This is a genomic window from Mycobacterium sp. NGS15, assembly GCF_059813245.1.
In genome coordinates this window covers 96,361-111,622 of the sequence record NZ_JCALEF010000008.1, presented here as the reverse complement: position 1 = coordinate 111,622, position 15,262 = coordinate 96,361, and the positions used below count along the sequence as shown (strand labels likewise).

General features: G+C 65.0%; 16 protein-coding genes. 10 read left to right on the top strand and 6 right to left on the bottom strand.

The genetic code is table 11. From position 1 onward, the window contains the following. The first annotated feature begins 37 nt into the window (after positions 1-37). The 7 genes from nadD to AC5Y5C_RS23455 all read left to right on the top strand — a co-directional run bounded on the left by nadD (position 38) and on the right by AC5Y5C_RS23455 (position 5,702). A complete protein-coding gene (gene nadD, locus AC5Y5C_RS23485) occupies positions 38-670 on the top strand; it encodes a nicotinate-nucleotide adenylyltransferase (protein WP_499976944.1) in 633 nt (210 codons plus the stop codon). Continuing rightward, on the top strand, positions 667-1,068 hold the full coding sequence (gene rsfS / locus AC5Y5C_RS23480) for a ribosome silencing factor (RefSeq protein WP_499976942.1): 402 nt from the start codon (positions 667-669) through the stop codon (positions 1,066-1,068). Before nadD ends, rsfS begins: the two co-directional genes overlap by 4 nt. Beyond that, on the top strand, positions 1,065-1,730 hold the full coding sequence (gene gpgP, locus AC5Y5C_RS23475; RefSeq protein WP_499976940.1) for a glucosyl-3-phosphoglycerate phosphatase: 666 nt from the start codon (positions 1,065-1,067) through the stop codon (positions 1,728-1,730). Before rsfS ends, gpgP begins: the two co-directional genes overlap by 4 nt. Next, positions 1,717-2,460 (top strand): diglucosylglycerate octanoyltransferase, encoded by a 744-nt coding sequence (octT, locus tag AC5Y5C_RS23470; protein ID WP_499976939.1) that lies wholly within the window; start codon positions 1,717-1,719, stop codon positions 2,458-2,460. The genes gpgP and octT overlap by 14 nt, the downstream gene beginning before the upstream one ends. A gap of 3 nt (positions 2,461-2,463) precedes the next feature. Further along, positions 2,464-3,300 (top strand): DegV family protein, encoded by an 837-nt coding sequence (locus AC5Y5C_RS23465; protein WP_499976937.1) that lies wholly within the window; start codon positions 2,464-2,466, stop codon positions 3,298-3,300. Between the two features lie 93 nt (positions 3,301-3,393). Beyond that, the gene (locus AC5Y5C_RS23460; protein ID WP_499976936.1) at positions 3,394-4,194 is read left to right on the top strand and encodes a ComEA family DNA-binding protein; all 801 of its coding nucleotides are present in this window, start codon (positions 3,394-3,396) and stop codon (positions 4,192-4,194) included. Continuing rightward, entirely contained in the window at positions 4,191-5,702 is a 1,512-nt protein-coding gene (locus AC5Y5C_RS23455) for a ComEC/Rec2 family competence protein (protein WP_499976934.1), read from the top strand. Before AC5Y5C_RS23460 ends, AC5Y5C_RS23455 begins: the two co-directional genes overlap by 4 nt. 10 nt (positions 5,703-5,712) lie before the next feature. Here the strand turns inward: AC5Y5C_RS23455 and AC5Y5C_RS23450 are convergent, their stop codons facing one another. The 5 genes from AC5Y5C_RS23450 to AC5Y5C_RS23430 form a co-directional block, all read right to left on the bottom strand. After that, positions 5,713-7,131: an FAD-dependent oxidoreductase gene (locus AC5Y5C_RS23450; RefSeq protein WP_499976933.1), complete on the bottom strand. Its 1,419-nt coding sequence runs from the start codon at positions 7,129-7,131 to the stop codon at positions 5,713-5,715. 84 nt (positions 7,132-7,215) lie between these two features. Then, positions 7,216-8,541 carry a hypothetical protein gene (locus AC5Y5C_RS23445; RefSeq protein ID WP_499976932.1) on the bottom strand — a complete coding sequence of 442 codons (1,326 nt, stop codon included), beginning with the start codon at positions 8,539-8,541 and terminating at the stop codon, positions 7,216-7,218. Further along, a complete protein-coding gene (locus AC5Y5C_RS23440; protein WP_499976930.1) occupies positions 8,538-8,909 on the bottom strand; it encodes a hypothetical protein in 372 nt (123 codons plus the stop codon). Before AC5Y5C_RS23440 ends, AC5Y5C_RS23445 begins: the two co-directional genes overlap by 4 nt. 23 nt (positions 8,910-8,932) lie before the next feature. Continuing rightward, positions 8,933-9,094, bottom strand: coding sequence for a hypothetical protein (locus AC5Y5C_RS23435; protein ID WP_499976928.1), 162 nt, complete (start codon positions 9,092-9,094; stop codon positions 8,933-8,935). Further along, the gene (locus AC5Y5C_RS23430) at positions 9,091-10,944 is read right to left on the bottom strand and encodes a hypothetical protein (RefSeq protein WP_499976927.1); all 1,854 of its coding nucleotides are present in this window, start codon (positions 10,942-10,944) and stop codon (positions 9,091-9,093) included. Before AC5Y5C_RS23430 ends, AC5Y5C_RS23435 begins: the two co-directional genes overlap by 4 nt. A gap of 152 nt (positions 10,945-11,096) precedes the next feature. Between AC5Y5C_RS23430 and holA the strand changes: the two genes are divergently transcribed. Further along, positions 11,097-12,047, top strand: coding sequence for a DNA polymerase III subunit delta (gene holA / locus AC5Y5C_RS23425; protein WP_499976925.1), 951 nt, complete (start codon positions 11,097-11,099; stop codon positions 12,045-12,047). A gap of 72 nt (positions 12,048-12,119) precedes the next feature. On the opposite strand, the gene rpsT is transcribed toward holA, so the two are convergent. Continuing rightward, positions 12,120-12,380, bottom strand: a complete 261-nt coding sequence (gene rpsT, locus AC5Y5C_RS23420; protein ID WP_499976924.1) for a 30S ribosomal protein S20 — start codon at positions 12,378-12,380, stop codon at positions 12,120-12,122. A 245-nt stretch (positions 12,381-12,625) separates the two neighbouring features. Between rpsT and AC5Y5C_RS23415 the strand changes: the two genes are divergently transcribed. Both AC5Y5C_RS23415 and AC5Y5C_RS23410 read left to right on the top strand, forming a co-directional pair. Continuing rightward, complete coding sequence (locus AC5Y5C_RS23415; RefSeq protein ID WP_499977040.1) at positions 12,626-14,281, top strand: circularly permuted type 2 ATP-grasp protein; 1,656 nt, start codon at positions 12,626-12,628, stop codon at positions 14,279-14,281. Next, positions 14,281-15,258 (top strand): alpha-E domain-containing protein, encoded by a 978-nt coding sequence (locus AC5Y5C_RS23410; RefSeq protein ID WP_078291117.1) that lies wholly within the window; start codon positions 14,281-14,283, stop codon positions 15,256-15,258. Before AC5Y5C_RS23415 ends, AC5Y5C_RS23410 begins: the two co-directional genes overlap by 1 nt. Positions 15,259-15,262 lie beyond the last annotated feature (4 nt).

Genomic DNA, 15,262 nt, shown 5'->3' with positions numbered 1-15,262 from the left:
CTGGCAATTCGTGCAATCTGTCCCTGACACTCGTGGCGTGAGCGGCTCATCGCAACGCCGCCGACTTGGGGTGATGGGCGGGACGTTCGACCCCATCCATAACGGTCACTTGGTTGCCGCCAGCGAGGTCGCAGACCGGTTTGAGCTCGACGAGGTCATCTTCGTGCCAACGGGCGAGCCGTGGCAGAAGCAAGGGCGCAAGGTCAGCCCCGCCGAGCACCGGTATCTGATGACCGTCATCGCGACCGCATCGAATCCGCGGTTCACCGTCAGCCGGGCCGATATCAACCGTGGCGGCGCGACCTACACCGTCGATACCCTCATCGACCTACGAGACGCGCATCCCGACGCGGACCTGTACTTCATCACCGGCGCAGACGCGCTGGCATCGATCCTGTCGTGGGAGAACTGGGAGCAGCTGTTCACCTTGGCCAAGTTCATAGGGGTTAGCCGGCCCGGATACGAGCTGAGTTCCGATCACATCGCCCATGCCGAGCTGCCTCCGGACGGGCTCTCGCTCGTCGAAGTGCCCGCGCTCGCCATCTCGTCGACCGACTGCCGGGTTCGGGCGGGCCAGGCGCGGCCGATTTGGTACCTGGTACCGGACGGCGTCGTGCAGTACGTCGCCAAGCATCAGCTTTACAGTCAGAACCGAGGGGACGCCGCATGACCGCAACCACAGACGCCGTCGAGCTTGCGACGCTGGCCGCACGGGCCGCCGCAGCCAAGCTTGCCACCGATATCGTCGTCATCGACGTCTCCGAACAGTTGGTCATCACCGACTGTTTCGTGATCGCCTCGGCCTCTAATGAGCGTCAGGTGAACGCGATCGTCGACGAGGTGGAAGAGCAGCTGCGCCGCGGTGGGCACAAGCCGGTGCGCCGCGAGGGTGGCCGCGAAGGACGCTGGACGCTTCTGGACTATGTGGATGTCGTTGTACACGTCCAGCATGAGGACGAACGTAACTACTATGCGCTGGAACGGCTTTGGCGTGACTGCCCGACCATTCCGGTGGATCTGGACGCGTTGCCCGCGGAGGCTGCGGCCGATGCGGAGGACGACGCATGATCCGCCGGTTGGTGCTGCTACGGCATGGGCAGACGACCTTCAACGCCGACAGCCGAATGCAGGGACAGCTGGACACCGGACTCTCTGATCTGGGCCGGGCGCAGGCGGTCGCGGCTGCCGAGGTGCTGGCCAAGCGGTTGCCACTGGCGATTGTGTCCTCGGATCTGCAGCGGGCGTATGACACCGCGACGGCGCTGGCGGACCGCTGCCATGTCGGGGTGTCGGTTGACGAGCGGTTACGGGAGACCCATCTCGGCGATTGGCAGGGGTTGACCCACCACGAGGTCGACGCCATTGCTCCCGGCGCCCGGGCTGCGTGGCGCGACGATGCGACCCTGGCGCCACACGGCGGGGAGAGCCGCATCGATGTGGCTAATCGCAGTCTGCCCCTCGTCGCCGAACTCATTGGCTCGGTGACCGAGTGGGGAACCGATGAGCGTGACCACCCGGTGGTCCTTGTTGCCCATGGCGGTCTTATCGCCGCACTCACGGCCGCGCTACTGCGCCTGGACGTCAGCAATTGGCCGGTACTCGGCGGGATGGGCAATGCGAGCTGGGTCCAGCTGGGCGGACATTCGGCGGACGGCGCCGGATTTGACGACATCCGGTGGCGCCTCGATGTGTGGAACGCCTCGGCGCAGGTGACCAATGACGTCCTCTGAGGGAGACTCAGGGCGCAGAAAGCTGCTGATTTTTGCGGACTCGTTGTCCTACTACGGACCTACTGGGGGTCTACCCGCCGACGATCCCAGGATTTGGCCCAATATCGTTGGGCGGCATCTCGATTGGGATGTCGAGCTGATTGCACGAATTGGCTGGACTTGCCGGGACGTGTGGTGGGCGGCCATCCAGGACCCGCGGGCCTGGGCAGCGGTACCGCATGCCGGGGCCGTCATCTTCGCGACAAGTGGGATGGATTCACTGCCGTCGCCGCTTCCGACGGCGTTGCGGGAGTCGATAAGGCTGATTCGTCCACCGAGATTGCGCAGCTGGATCCGCGACGGGTACGGCTGGTTGCAGCCCCGCCTTTCGCCCATCGCGCGGGTGGCGCTGCCCCCCAAGCTCACCGTGGAATACCTCGAAAAGACACGTGGTGCACTCGATTTCAACCGGCCTGGGCTGCCCATGATCGCCTCGTTGCCGTCGGTGCACATCGCCGAGTCGTATGGCCGCGTGCACTCGGGCAGGGAAGCCACCGCTTCGGCCATCCAGACCTGGGCGTCGGAACACAACATGCCGGTGGTGGACCTGAAGGAAGCCGTCGGCGAGGAGATCTTCGCGGGCCGGGGGAACCCGGACGGAATCCACTGGAACTTTGTCGCACATGAGCGCGTTGCCGAATTGATGATCAACGCGCTGCGGACCGTGCTGCCCGAACTCGGGGTTCGGTGACCCATGCCGGTTGTGGTGGTGACAGATACGGGGGCGCGACTGCTACCGCAAGACGCCGAGATGCTGGGTATCCGGCTGGTGCCGTTGCATGTCTTGACCGGCGATTTGGATCTGCGTGACGGCGTGGATCCCATCCCCGCCTCGGTGTACGAAAAGGGCCGCGCCACCACGGCCGGTGCGTCGCCCGCCGAGCTGACGGAGGTGTATCGGCAGGCCCTGATCGACAGTGGCGGCGACGGCGTGGTCGCGGTCCATTTGTCCGGCAGGCTGTCGAGCACGTTCGAAGCCGCCGAACAGGCGGCCCGTGAGTACGGCGATCGGCTGCATGTCGTTGATTCACGGTCGGCCGCGATGGGCAGCGGTTTCGTTGCGCTGGCCGCGGCCCGGGCCGCGGCTGCGGGCGCTGACCTGAGTGCGGCGTACCAGGCCGCGCGGGATGCGGTGGGGCGCAGTCGATGTGTCATGGTGGTACATAAATTGGACCATTTGCGCCGCAGCGGACGTATCAGCGCCACCTCGTCCTGGCTCGGCACCGCGCTGGCCCTCAAGCCGGTGCTACAGATCGACGAAGACGGCAAGCTGGTTCTCGCGCAGCGCGTCCGCACCGCCACCAAGGCGATCGGAGCGATGGTCGACAACATCGTCGAATTCGTGGGCGAGCGTCGCGTCTCGGTGACGATCCACCACGTTGACAACACCGAAACCGCCGAGAAGGTCAATGAGCTGGTGTGTTCGCGGCTGAATACCGCGCATGATCCGGTGATCTCGGAGATGGGGCCGGTGCTGGCGGTGCACGTGGGGCCCGGTGCTGTCGGGGTATGCGCCGAACCCGTGGAGTGAGCTAGGCGTTTGGATTTCTCCACAGCTCCGTATTGATCCACAGATACCGGTTCATCTCTGGCCGGATGGTCCGGTGCTTTCTAGCGTTGAGATATGGAATCCGAGCTGCTGCACCGACGCCTGGCGCCGCCCGGGCGCGAGGATGACGATGACGGAGATGATGATGACGTCGCGGGGGCGGCTGGTGTCGAGCCGGATCCTGCGTTGCGTTGGCTTCCGGATTCACTGACACCGGGCGGTCCGCACGGATGGCTGGAGTCCGTCCGCACCGATCCCGGCCGTGCCGGGATTGTCGCCTTGGGTGCCATCGGTGTGCTGGCAGTGCTGGTCACCATCTTCACTGTGATGCGTCAGCCGCCACCCCCGGTGAGTGCACATCTTCCTGCGGTGCAACCGGTTTCATCGAGTTCGGTGTCGGCGCCGAGTTCCTTGGTCATCAGTGTGGCCGGTCTGGTGAAGCGGCCGGGCCTGGTCACGTTGTCCAGCGGTGCGCGAGTCGCCGACGCGGTGACAGCGGCCGGGGGTGTGGTCGATGGTGCCGATGTCGTGACGCTCAACATGGCCCGGCCGGTTGCCGATGGCGATCAGATAGTGGTCGGCCTCGCTCCGGCGCCCGGGCAGCCGGTAGGAATGGCGAGCTCGATTATCGCCGCCGGGCAGCCGCCGGCCGCGGGTGGAGGAGCCGCGGGGACGGCACCGCAGGGGCGGATAAACCTCAACACGGCAACGGAGTCCGAGCTGGATACGCTACCTGGCGTGGGGCCGGTCATGGCGGCGTCGATTGTGCGGTGGCGATCTGAACATGGCAAGTTCACCAGCATTGACCAGCTCTCCGAGGTCGACGGGATCGGCCCGACACGGCTGGACAAGCTGCGTGCCCTCGTCGTGCTGTGACTCACGCCGATGAGTCTCTTCTGGATCTGCGGCTGGTACCGCCCGCGCTTGCCGCCTGGGCCGCGACGGCTACGGGAATCCTTTGGCCAATAGGTTATTTCATGGCTGCGGTGCTGGCGCTGGGCGCGCTCGCCGTGCAACTGCGTCGTCGCCGGCTGAACAAAGCACTCGTCCACGGGGCGCTCGTCATCCTCATCGTCGGTGTCGGGTTTTCGGTTGCCGCGGCAATGCGACGTGACGGGGTGCAGAGTCATCCATTGCGCTCCAGCGTGGGACAGGTTGTTGCGGTGCAACTACGAGTAACAGATGACCCGCGTTCTATCGCCGGTGGTCGTGCGATGGTGCGCGCCGACCTTGTCGCGATGGGTGATCCCGCACGGCCAAGTGCCGGCTCCGTAGTCCTCTTCGGGTCATCGTCGTTACTGAGCGTCGCCGCGGTCGGGGACACTCTGCAGACCCGAGCGGTGGTCGCTCGTCCTGCGCGGCGTGATCTGACCATCGTCACGCTAGCCGCCACGGGAGAGCCCACGGTGATCGGCCACTCGCCAATGCATGCTGCGGCCAACGGTATTCGTGATCGATTTGTCGAGGTTACGCGAAGTGCACTGCCTGTCGACCAAGCCGCGCTGCTGCCAGCGCTGGTGCTGGGCGACACCAGTGCGCTCGATGAGGACACCGTCGTTACGTTCCGAACATCGGGACTCACTCATTTAATGGCGGTGTCGGGGGCCAACGTATCCATCGTGTGCGGAGCCGTGCTGCTCCTGGGGCGACTGATCGGCCTGCGGGCCTCGGTGTTGTTGGCAGCGCTCATTCTGGTCGGTTTCGTCGTCCTCGTCAGGCCGTCTCCGAGCGTGTTGAGAGCCGCGGTGATGGGTGCGATCGGACTACTCGGTGTGTTGACAGCACGGCGGCGACAGGCCGTACCGGCTTTAGCGGCAACGGTTTTGGTACTGCTTGCCGTGTCGCCAGGTCTTGCCGTCGATATCGGGTTTGCGTTGTCGGTGGTCGCCACCGCGGCACTGGTGGTGTTGGCGCCGCGCTGGTCGGTGCGCCTGACCGCCCGAGGTTGGCCAAAGCCACTGGCCGACGCGCTGTGCATCGCGGTGGCGGCGCAGGTGGTTACCGCGCCGCTGATCGCCGCGATCTCCGGAAGCGTCAGTGTGGCCTCCGTCGCCGCCAATGTGGTCGCGGGAATTGTCATCGCACCCATCACGATCCTCGGCACCGCAGCCGCAGGGCTTGCCGTGATCTCACCGCTTACCGCAGGTGTGCTGGTGCGGTTCTGTGGCCCGGAACTGTGGTGGCTGCTGCGCGTAGCCGACTACGCCGCCGCGGATGGAGCGACAGCGATTTCGGTGCTCTCTGGTGTCGTCGGTTTCGTTATTGTGGCCCTGCTGCTTGGTATTTCGGTGTGGTTGTGGCGTCGTCGGTGGTTCCGCGGAGTGGTCTGGTTTGCGACGCTGTGCGTGCTCGCGTTGGTTATCTCGGCGCGACTGGCGAGCTGAGGGGGTATCTCTACGTCCTGGAAACGGTGAGCCGGCGGCGAGGTGATTGCACGACGGGTGCTTCGTGTCGCCGCCGGCTGTGGCGCAGCACCCGTAGCAGGAATGCGGGCCGTCGCATCTGGGATGGGGACTCGTGCAGGTGGCTGACGCGCAGGATCGTTTCAGTGATGCGAATGTCCTCACGCGCCGCGGCCATCATCGTGAGCGCCCACCACGCCAACAACCTCCAGGTGATACGTTGCGTGACAGAAGCATTCGCCGGAGTTCCGGTGAACAACGGAGCCGCTGTCTTGTTCTGCTGCCATACCGCGTTGATGCGCCGGCCGACAGCACCGAAGTATCGGCGGGCGAGCTCGGCATCGCCTGCGGTGAGGCAGTCCCGCAATGTCATTGCCTCGACAAGAGCCATCGTCATTCCTTGGCCCTTGATGGGGTCCAGGCTGCAGATCGCGTCTCCGATTACCAGCAGACCCTCAGGGAACTGCTGAATCTGGTCGTAGCGCCGCCACACGGCCTCGCGATACCGGTAGGTGTGCACGTCGTCGATCGGTATCGCCGACTGAATGGTGTCCACCAGCTCGGTGGGTACGAATTGTTCTGCGAAGGACAGCATTTCGTCGAAGGTGGTGGGTGGTTCTTCGAGATTGAGCCTGCCCAGAGTCATCATGACGGTGCCGTTTTCGCAGCGGGCGATCGCTCCGCCATACGGATGTTCTGGTGCAGGGTTGAAGAAGGTCAGCTTGTCCAAGTCGACGTCATCGGGAACGTGCAACAGCTGGCTCGCATACGTCACGGGCGATGCCATGCGGATTTCGGCAGGCCTTTCGCATCCGAGCCGATCCAGGAAGGTTTGGGTCCGCGGTGTCCGTCCGGTGGCGTCCACCACCAGGTCCGCGATGAGCGTCGTCACCAGACCGGTGGATCGCCGCGCCACCCGAACCCCGGTGACGCGGCGCCCGGCGGTCATGGGTTCGATGACGTCGTGTCCATCGAGAAACCTGACGTTATCGATTAGTCGAACATGTTGTCGTACATGTGATTCCAGGAATGGCCGGGTCGTGAGATAGAGCTTGAAAGTTCCGGGGTTGCGGAACTTGTCTGATCGGTTGAACATCTCATGCGGCCCAATGAGCATCCGGACACGCGAGAGGTCGCCCTCGTCGCAGACGGTGGCTCCATCCGTCCGGAGTTCTTCGAGAATTCCGGGGAACAGCTGTTCCAGCGCCTCGGTGCCTGAGCTCATGAACATGTGGATGTGCTCACCCTGCCGCACCCCGCTACGTGAGATGGCGCCCACGCCCAATTCATCGCGCTCGACCACAGTGACCGATTCGTAAGACTCCGACAGCACCCTGGCTGCCAGTAGTCCGGCCATCCCGGCCCCGAGGACTACCGCGTGATCTCTGTGTTCCCGCTTTTCAGGTGTCATCGCTGATCCTTTCGTCTCGATGCACCCTACTCTTACTGCTCTCTTAATTTCTTAGAAAAGCCTTAGATTTGGGCGGTAGCGCCGTCATCCGCCGAAAAGCAGGTACAGCCCCGTGAAGGTGTAACCGACCATCACCAGCATCATCGCCAGCTGCCCGGTCACCTGATGTCTCCTGGGTAAAACCTGCAGGGCCCGGTCGTGCGCGGCCATCACGCCCGCGATGTGCCCGGCCAGCACGAAACCCACCTTGAGCGTCGCAAGCACCGACGGATGCATCGACAAGACGTACGACACGTCGACAGTGGAGAACCATCCGCGCCCGAGCGGGTCGGCGAGTCGCAGCAGCGTCTGCTGACCGCGCTCCACCAGATAGGTCAGATAGTGGGCGAACACATAACCGATGACGATCGGGATCAGTGAGTGCGCGAGCAGGCCCGGCATACCGCGCCGAGTGGCGGGGGTGACCCCACCGGTCGCGCGCGCAGCCAGGCAGAAGGTGGTCGCGACCGTGGTCACGAAGACCGTCAGCCCGACGGTTCGGACCGCGACTGCCGCGACTGTGGAACCACCGGCAAGTTCGTCGACGAACGTGCGCCAGCCGGGCATGGCCGAGAAGCTGTCGAACGCGGTCGAACCCAGCAGGACAGCGAGCACCGCCACGATGCCGGGCCGAATCGGCAGCGACAGCAGATGGTCGAACGGGTTGCCGACCGCGATGCGGCCGTCAGCGTTGCGCCGCACGGGTGATAGCCGCGAAGCCACCATGCTGTACACCTCGAACGGATCGGCGCGTGCGAACCAGCGCGTGCCACATGCCAGCGCGCCCGCGAGAGTTATCGTCAGGTACGCCAGTAGCCAGATCTTTACTGCGCGAAGCGATCCCGGGTCCGCGCTGGCCAATTCCAGCCATACGAACATGTACAGTCCGGCGGCTGCGGGCCAATATCCCCACCGCCGTGGGTATCCGGTGGGCGGGGGCCGCCGCGACGCGGCCAGTAATCGGTACGCGGCGCGCAGGGGAGACAGCAGCCGCCACACCGGCCCGAACAGCAGCGACAACGCGACCACGCCGACCCACAGCAGTACGTAGAAGACGCCCGGCAGCGAATTCCTGCCGTCCTGCGGGCCGAAGGCCGCGGCCACGGTGATCCACGCGGTCGCCAGGAGTACCAGTGCGGTACTTGTCCAGCGCGCGGGCCGCCCGCCGGCGACGGCCGTGACCCACGCCGGCAGCGGTCGCCCGGGCCGGTCCGCGTCGAACCGGGGCTTCTTCCATGCCAGCGCAACGACGGCGAAGGTGAACGTCAACGCCCACGCCGCGCCGATCAGTGCATAGGTGTAAGGGATCGGAAGATCGGACGAACCGCCCAGGCCGTGGGCGAGTATGGCCGTCGACCGACCGGCGGTCACGGTTGTACGGAGATCGTGGCGATCGTCTTCTTGAGCCGATGGAGCTCGACATCGACCTTTCCGGGCACCGTGACGCTGAACTGGAACGTCTGGCCGCTCTTCGGTTCGATCTCGAAGCTGTGATCGGGGGTGGAGTGCACGTGTAGCTCGTCGGCGACATCGCTGTCCACGCGGATCACGATGGGCTCGGAGACTCGGGTGTGCAGTGTGGCATTGCTCGGTGTGACGACCCCGCCCTTGATGGTGACATCGATGGTCAGCTGAGGTGACGGTGCGGTCGATTCGGTGGCGGGTGTCTCCCTCGATGTTGCGCAGCCGCTGCAGATCAAGGCGACGGCGCAGATCGCGGTCAGCGCTTTGGCGATCATTCTCGGTTCCTCCTCATCACGTTCTAATCACGGTGCTGCTCTTCCTCGTTGGCCGGGTCGTCCTCGTCGTCGTGACGGCGATCCCGCATCGCCACCCAGATGACCACGCCCGCCACGACAACCGCGGGTGCGAATGCGGGCAATGCCAACAGCAACGAGTGGTCTGCCAGGTACGCCACGGTCATGGGCCGTGTGGCACCGGCTCCTTGGGTCCCGGTGTCGGCAATGCATCACTGTCACTGCGTGTTTCGGTGCCATTGATGCGCCCGGCGCCCCAGCTCAATGCCGCGATGAGCGCCAGGGTGCAGAACAGCACCACCAGCGATGCCACGTTGAACAGCCAGGACGGATGATTCTGGTTGCGCTCGCGCTGCAGGATCGTCAGCTCCTGGGTGAACGGCTTGGTGCTGGACGCCAAGGCTGGCGTCTCTTGCGCACCGATGCCGGGGTCGGCGGGAAGGAAGATGGGCACCCCCGTCATCGTGGTGCCGTCCTGCACACGCAGCAGTGTCTTCCACGAGCCGTACACGGGGATGGGCTGAGTCGAACGGTAGTGGCCCTCGCCGATCTTCTGCAGTCTGTCTATCGCCAGGCCGTGATCGTTGGCCAAGCCGCCCTGCCAGGACAGGATCGTCACCCATTCGGGATCATCACTGATCAGATCGTGCGGGCTGATCACCACGTCGGCCGACACCATCCGCTTGCCGCCCTCGTTGGACAGTTCGCTCAATGCGATTGTCGCGGTGGCATGTTCGGGTACCTCGGTGCGTAGGCCGTTGGCCACCGCAGCCCCGAGAATGAGCACGGTCAAGACAACCGATGTGATGCTCACGGATGGTTTGGGCAGCTTCTGGCCGGTGAGCACCATGCCCAGCAGGGCTCCGCAGACACCCATGGCGATCGCGGCAGGCACCGACATCGCCAGTGCCTCCGGCCACATGCTCAGCGGCCATGGGTAGCGATAGACCGCACCGATCCAGAGAGATTCCAGCCACAGACCGACGGTCCCTACGCCCAGGCCCGCGATGGCGCCGAACAGTATGGGGCGCTTGATCAGCGGGGTCAGGGCAATGAGCTCGACGACCAACGCGGGCCCGAGATACAGCGCGAACCAACTCGTCGGACCGCCGAGTATCGGCCCCGCGAGCAACGAGACGGCTGCGCGCAGAACAATGGCGAATAGGGCGCCGATGATTGCGGCGCCGCGGCCCATCACGGTTCGTGCGCACACCGCGGCGAAGGCAGCGGCCGCGGCGATCATCATGGGCTGCTGGACCAATCGGAACTGTTCGACGCCGAAGTCGTATTCGATCTGGAACACCGACAGTCCGATGAACAACCCGCCAAAGGACAAGTAGCGCAAGAATTTCACGAAAGTCGTGTCATCGTCTGGGTTGAAGCCGATGGCCCGCCTGCCCTCGTATTCCAGGATCAGTACGGAGACCAACGAGAGCCCGGCGCCGCCGATCAGCATCAGGTGGGTCGGGCCCCACAGTGTGACGTCCTGGCCGAAGATGCGGTGCCAGATGTCATCCAGCGGGAAACCGATCAATGCGTACAACCCACACATCGCCATCAGCAGGCCACCCACCGGTGCGTACCAGGTGCGGGTGATGCGCACCGCCGCCGGCCCGGGTTTGTCGTAGGGCAGGACCACCGCCAGGGTGCCCGCGATGAACAGCAGGAACAGCCCGAACAGAATGAAGTAATGCGCGGGATTGGCTAGCGGACCCGCATCGCGGCCCTTGCCGATGTGCAGGCTGACATCCCAGATGAAACCGAACAGTGCGGCGACGATCGTCGTGACGAAGAGGCAGATCTGTAAGGCCACCCAGGAGGGGCGGTTGAACTTCTCACCCACCCGGTCTGCGAGGTTCTGTAACCAGGTGATGCGTCGCCGACGATGCAGGTAGCCGATCCACAGCAGACCGCCGGAGACGATCGTGGCGGCCACAGACATGCCGATCACCTGGTCGAGTGCGGCACCGCCGCCTTCGTCGGCGGCAGCGATGATGTGCAGAGACTCCGTTGTCATTGGCCGGCCATCCTGTTCGCTAGGTGGGGAGCGACGGTGCTACTGGTCGGTAATGTTTCCAGAATTCTGCGGCTCAAACTGGGGTACGTACTAATCGGTCACCGGGTGGAAGTGGGAAACTCCCTGTCCCCGCGGCATGGCACGATCGTCGGGTGACCGATGCGCTGCACCTCATCCTGGGAGACGAAGAACTACTGGTCGAACGCGCGGTGACTTCGGTGCTCCAGGCTGTTCGCGGCAAGACGGGCGCGGATATCCCCGTCAATCGATTGCGAGCAGGGCAGGTCGACGTGGCCGAGCTGGCCGAGCTGCTGAGCCCCTCGCTGTTCTCTGACGAAAGAGTGATCGTCGTCGACGCCGCCGCCGAAGCAGGTAAGGACTCGGTCACCCTCATCGAGCAGGCAGCCTCGGATCTGCCGCCGGGTACTTTTCTGCTTGTCCAACATTCGGGTGGTGGCCGTGCGAAGGCGCTGGCCACCACATTGCAGGATCTCGGCGCAGCGGTGCACAACTGTGCGCGGATCACCAAGGCCGCCGAGCGGGCCGACTTCGTACATAAAGAATTCCGCCGGCTGGGACAGAAAGTGGACGCCGGCGTGGTCGCCATTGTGATAGACGCCGTCGGCTCCGACATCCGTGAGTTGGCGGCAGCGTGTTCGCAGTTGGTATCGGACACCGACGGCAACGTCGACGAGGCCGCGGTGCGCCGTTACCACTCCGGACGTGCGGAGGTGTCTGGATTCGATATCGCCGACAAGGCGGTGGTGGGTGACGTCGCCGGCTCGACGGAGGCGCTGCGCTGGGCGATGCAGCGGGGCGTCCCGCATGTGCTGTTGGCCGATGCGCTCGCCGAGGCGGTGCACACCATCGCACGCGTGGGGCCCATCAAACAGAACGCGTACGCGGCAGCATCCGAACTGGGGATGCCGCCATGGCGCATCGAAAAGGCGCAGAAACAGGCACGCCGGTGGTCGCGTGACGCGGTGGCCGAGGCCATCCGGGTAGTGGCCGCGCTCAACGCCGATGTGAAGGGGGCGGCGGCCGATGCCGACTACGCCCTGGAATCTGCGGTGCGCAAGGTGGCCGAATTGGTGAATACCTGACTCGGCGGAGCTGCTGTGGGACGCGAAAAACGCCGAGCACGCGTGCGCGCTCGGCGTTGATCGAAAACTAGATCAGAGCTTGTTCAGAGCCAGGGCCAGCGCCGACTTCTTGTTGGCGGCCTGGTTCTTGTGGATGACACCCTTGGTGACAGCCTTGTCCAGCTTGCGGCTGGTGGCGACGAGCAGCTCGCCCGCCTTCTCCTTGTCACCTTCGGCGACGGCATCGCGGAAACCGCGGACTGCCGTACGCAGAGACGACTTGGTCGCCTGGTTGCGCAACCGGGCACGCTCGTTGGTCCGGATGCGCTTTTCCTGCGACTTGATATTGGCCACGCGTCTAAATCCTTCGGTAAATCGTCCGGTAGGGCGGCGGGCCTCCAGATCATTGGATCCAGGGCAGCTGAGCAGCGCCGCAAGGGAAGAGACTACCAGGGGTGCGGCCGAAACCTGAAACCGGCGGGTCGGTCAACAACGTGAGATTGCGTCCAGGTAGCCAGCAAGTATCGGCGATACGCGCGCACGCACTGCCGAATCCGGCGAGTTAGTGCAGCATAGGCAAGGTGAGCCTGCGAACAGTGATGCCAAACTCGGGCCGACCCACACGCACGGCGGCAACGCCACGGCTAACCCGGCGTGATGACCAGATCTTTGGCGGATACCGCGCACTGGTGTCCGAGAAGGGTGCCTACTCCAAGGCATTCGACGAAATGTTCGACGCGGATGGCAACGTGCGCGGCCCCTACAAGGGGATCTACGCCGAGCTCGCGCCCACCGACGCTGCCGACCTGGCCGCGCGCGCAGACGCGCTGGGCAGGGCATTCGTCGATCAGGGAATCACCTTCTCGTTGTCGGGTCAGGAACGGCCGTTTCCGCTGGATCTGGTGCCGCGCGTCATCGCCGCGGCCGAGTGGTCACGTCTGGAGCGGGGCATCGCCCAGCGGGTGCGGGCGCTGGAGATGTACCTGGCAGACATCTACGGCGATCAGGAGATCCTGCGTGACGGGGTGATCCCACGTGCCTTGATCACGTCCTGCGAGCACTTCCACCGCGAGGCCGCCGGGATCAACCCGCCCAACGGGGTGCGTATCCACGTCGCGGGAATCGACCTGGTGCGCGATGCGCAGGGCACCTTCCGGGTGCTCGAAGACAACCTGCGGTCCCCGTCGGGGGTGTCGTACGTGATGGAGAACCGCCGCACCATGGCGCGCGTGTTCCCGGACCTGTTCACCTCGCACCGGGTGCGCGCGGTGGACGACTACGCCTCGCACCTGCTGCGCGCCCTGCGTAAATCGGCGGCCACCAACGAGGCAGATCCGACTGTGGTGGTTCTCACCCCGGGTGTCGCCAATTCCGCCTACTTCGAGCACTCACTATTGGCCCGCCAGATGGGTGTGGAACTCGTCGAGGGACGCGACCTGTTCTGCCGAGACAACCAGGTATACATGCGCACCACCGAGGGGGAGCGCCAGGTCGACGTCATCTACCGCCGCATCGACGACACCTACCTGGACCCCATGCAGTTCCGTCCGGATTCGGTGCTCGGGGTCGCGGGGCTGCTCAATGCCGCACGCGCCGGGAACGTCGTCATCTCCAGCGCCGTGGGCAACGGAGTGGGCGACGACAAGCTCGTCTACACCTACGTGCCGACGATCATCGAGTACTACCTCGGCGAGAAACCCATCGTCGCGAACGTCGACACCTACCGATGTTGGCTCGACGACGAACGCGAAGAAGTGCTTGACCGCATCGACGCGCTTGTCATCAAGCCGGTGGAGGGGTCCGGCGGGTACGGCATCGTGTTCGGCCCCGATGCCTCCGAAAAGGAACGCGCCGCGATCGCCAAGAAGATCAGAGCGGACCCGCGCGGGTGGGTGGCCCAGCCCGTGGTCCAGCTGTCCACGGTGCCCACGAAAGTTGGCGATCAGCTGGTGCCCCGGCACGTGGATCTGCGCCCCTTCGCGGTCAACGACGGTGACGACGTGTGGGTGCTGCCGGGTGGCCTCACCCGGGTGGCGCTGCCGGAGGGCTCGCTGGTGGTGAACTCGAGCCAGGGCGGCGGGTCCAAAGACACCTGGGTGCTGGCCTCGCGGGCCTCGGTCGCCGATCGTGAGCTCTCGGGCGCCGAAGTGGTTCCCGAACTGCCGCAGGCGGCGGAGGTCGAACAGGGACCTGAGGCAGCCACCGCGGGTCTGCAGGTGCAACAACAGCAACAACAACAGCAGGTGATGTCCTAATGCTGGCGCGAAACGCGGAGTCGCTCTACTGGATCGGCCGGTACGTCGAGCGTGCCGATGACACCGCGCGCATCCTCGATGTCACGGTGCACCAGCTGCTTGAGGACGCCAGCGTGGATCCCGACCACGCCTCCCGGGTACTGCTGCGTGTACTGGGCATCGACGCGCCGGACATCGTGCTCGATGTGTGGTCGCTCACCGAACTTGTCGCGTTCAGCCGGGGAGTGCAGGGCGGGTCGATCGTGGACTCCATTTCCGAAGCGCGCGAGAATGCCCGCGGCGCACGCGAAGTGACTTCTACCGAGATGTGGGAGTGCCTCAACACCACCTACAACGCGCTGGCCGACCGCGAGCGCGCCGCCCGCAGGCTCGGCCCACACGAGTTCTTCACCTATGTGGAGGGACGCGCCGCGCAATTCGCGGGACTCGCCGACTCCACGCTCAGCCGTGATGACGGATACCGGTTTCTGGTGCTGGGCCGGTCCATCGAGCGGGTGGATATGACAGTGCGGCTGCTGCTCTCGCGCGTTGGTGACCGCGCATCCTCGCCCGCCTGGGTGACCCTGTTGCGCAGCGCCGGCGCCCACGACACGTACCTGCGTACCTACCGCGGGGTATTGGATGCCAGCCGGGTTGTCGAGTTCATGCTGCTGGATCGCCTGTTTCCGCGTTCGGTGTTCCACTCGCTGCGCCAGGCCGAGCTGAGCCTGGAGGAGCTCGATCACCAGCCGCACAGCCGGGTGGGGGCGCGTGCCGAGGCGCAGCGTCTACTGGGGCGGGCCCGCAGTGAGTTGGAGTTCATGCGTCCCGGGGTGCTGCTGGAAGACCTGCCGACGCGCCTGGCCGGCCTGCAGCAGACCTGCCGGGAATTGGGTGAAGCGGTGGCGCTGCAGTACTTCCACGCCGCGCCGTGGGTGGCGTGGAGCGATGCCGGTGGTCGCCACGATGTGGATCCCATTGAAGAAGGCGAGATCTGACGAT

Coding starts and splice junctions, on each gene's coding strand:
- rsfS (WP_499976942.1), top strand. CDS start 667: ATGACCGCAACCACAGACGCCGTCGAGCTTGCGACGCTGGCCGCACGG.
- gpgP (WP_499976940.1), top strand. CDS start 1,065: ATGATCCGCCGGTTGGTGCTGCTACGGCATGGGCAGACGACCTTCAAC.
- octT (WP_499976939.1), top strand. CDS start 1,717: ATGACGTCCTCTGAGGGAGACTCAGGGCGCAGAAAGCTGCTGATTTTT.
- AC5Y5C_RS23465 (WP_499976937.1), top strand. CDS start 2,464: ATGCCGGTTGTGGTGGTGACAGATACGGGGGCGCGACTGCTACCGCAA.
- AC5Y5C_RS23460 (WP_499976936.1), top strand. CDS start 3,394: ATGGAATCCGAGCTGCTGCACCGACGCCTGGCGCCGCCCGGGCGCGAG.
- AC5Y5C_RS23450 (WP_499976933.1), bottom strand. CDS start 7,131: ATGACACCTGAAAAGCGGGAACACAGAGATCACGCGGTAGTCCTCGGG.
- AC5Y5C_RS23440 (WP_499976930.1), bottom strand. CDS start 8,909: ATGATCGCCAAAGCGCTGACCGCGATCTGCGCCGTCGCCTTGATCTGC.
- AC5Y5C_RS23435 (WP_499976928.1), bottom strand. CDS start 9,094: ATGACCGTGGCGTACCTGGCAGACCACTCGTTGCTGTTGGCATTGCCC.
- AC5Y5C_RS23430 (WP_499976927.1), bottom strand. CDS start 10,944: ATGACAACGGAGTCTCTGCACATCATCGCTGCCGCCGACGAAGGCGGC.
- AC5Y5C_RS23415 (WP_499977040.1), top strand. CDS start 12,626: ATGCCAAACTCGGGCCGACCCACACGCACGGCGGCAACGCCACGGCTA.
- AC5Y5C_RS23410 (WP_078291117.1), top strand. CDS start 14,281: ATGCTGGCGCGAAACGCGGAGTCGCTCTACTGGATCGGCCGGTACGTC.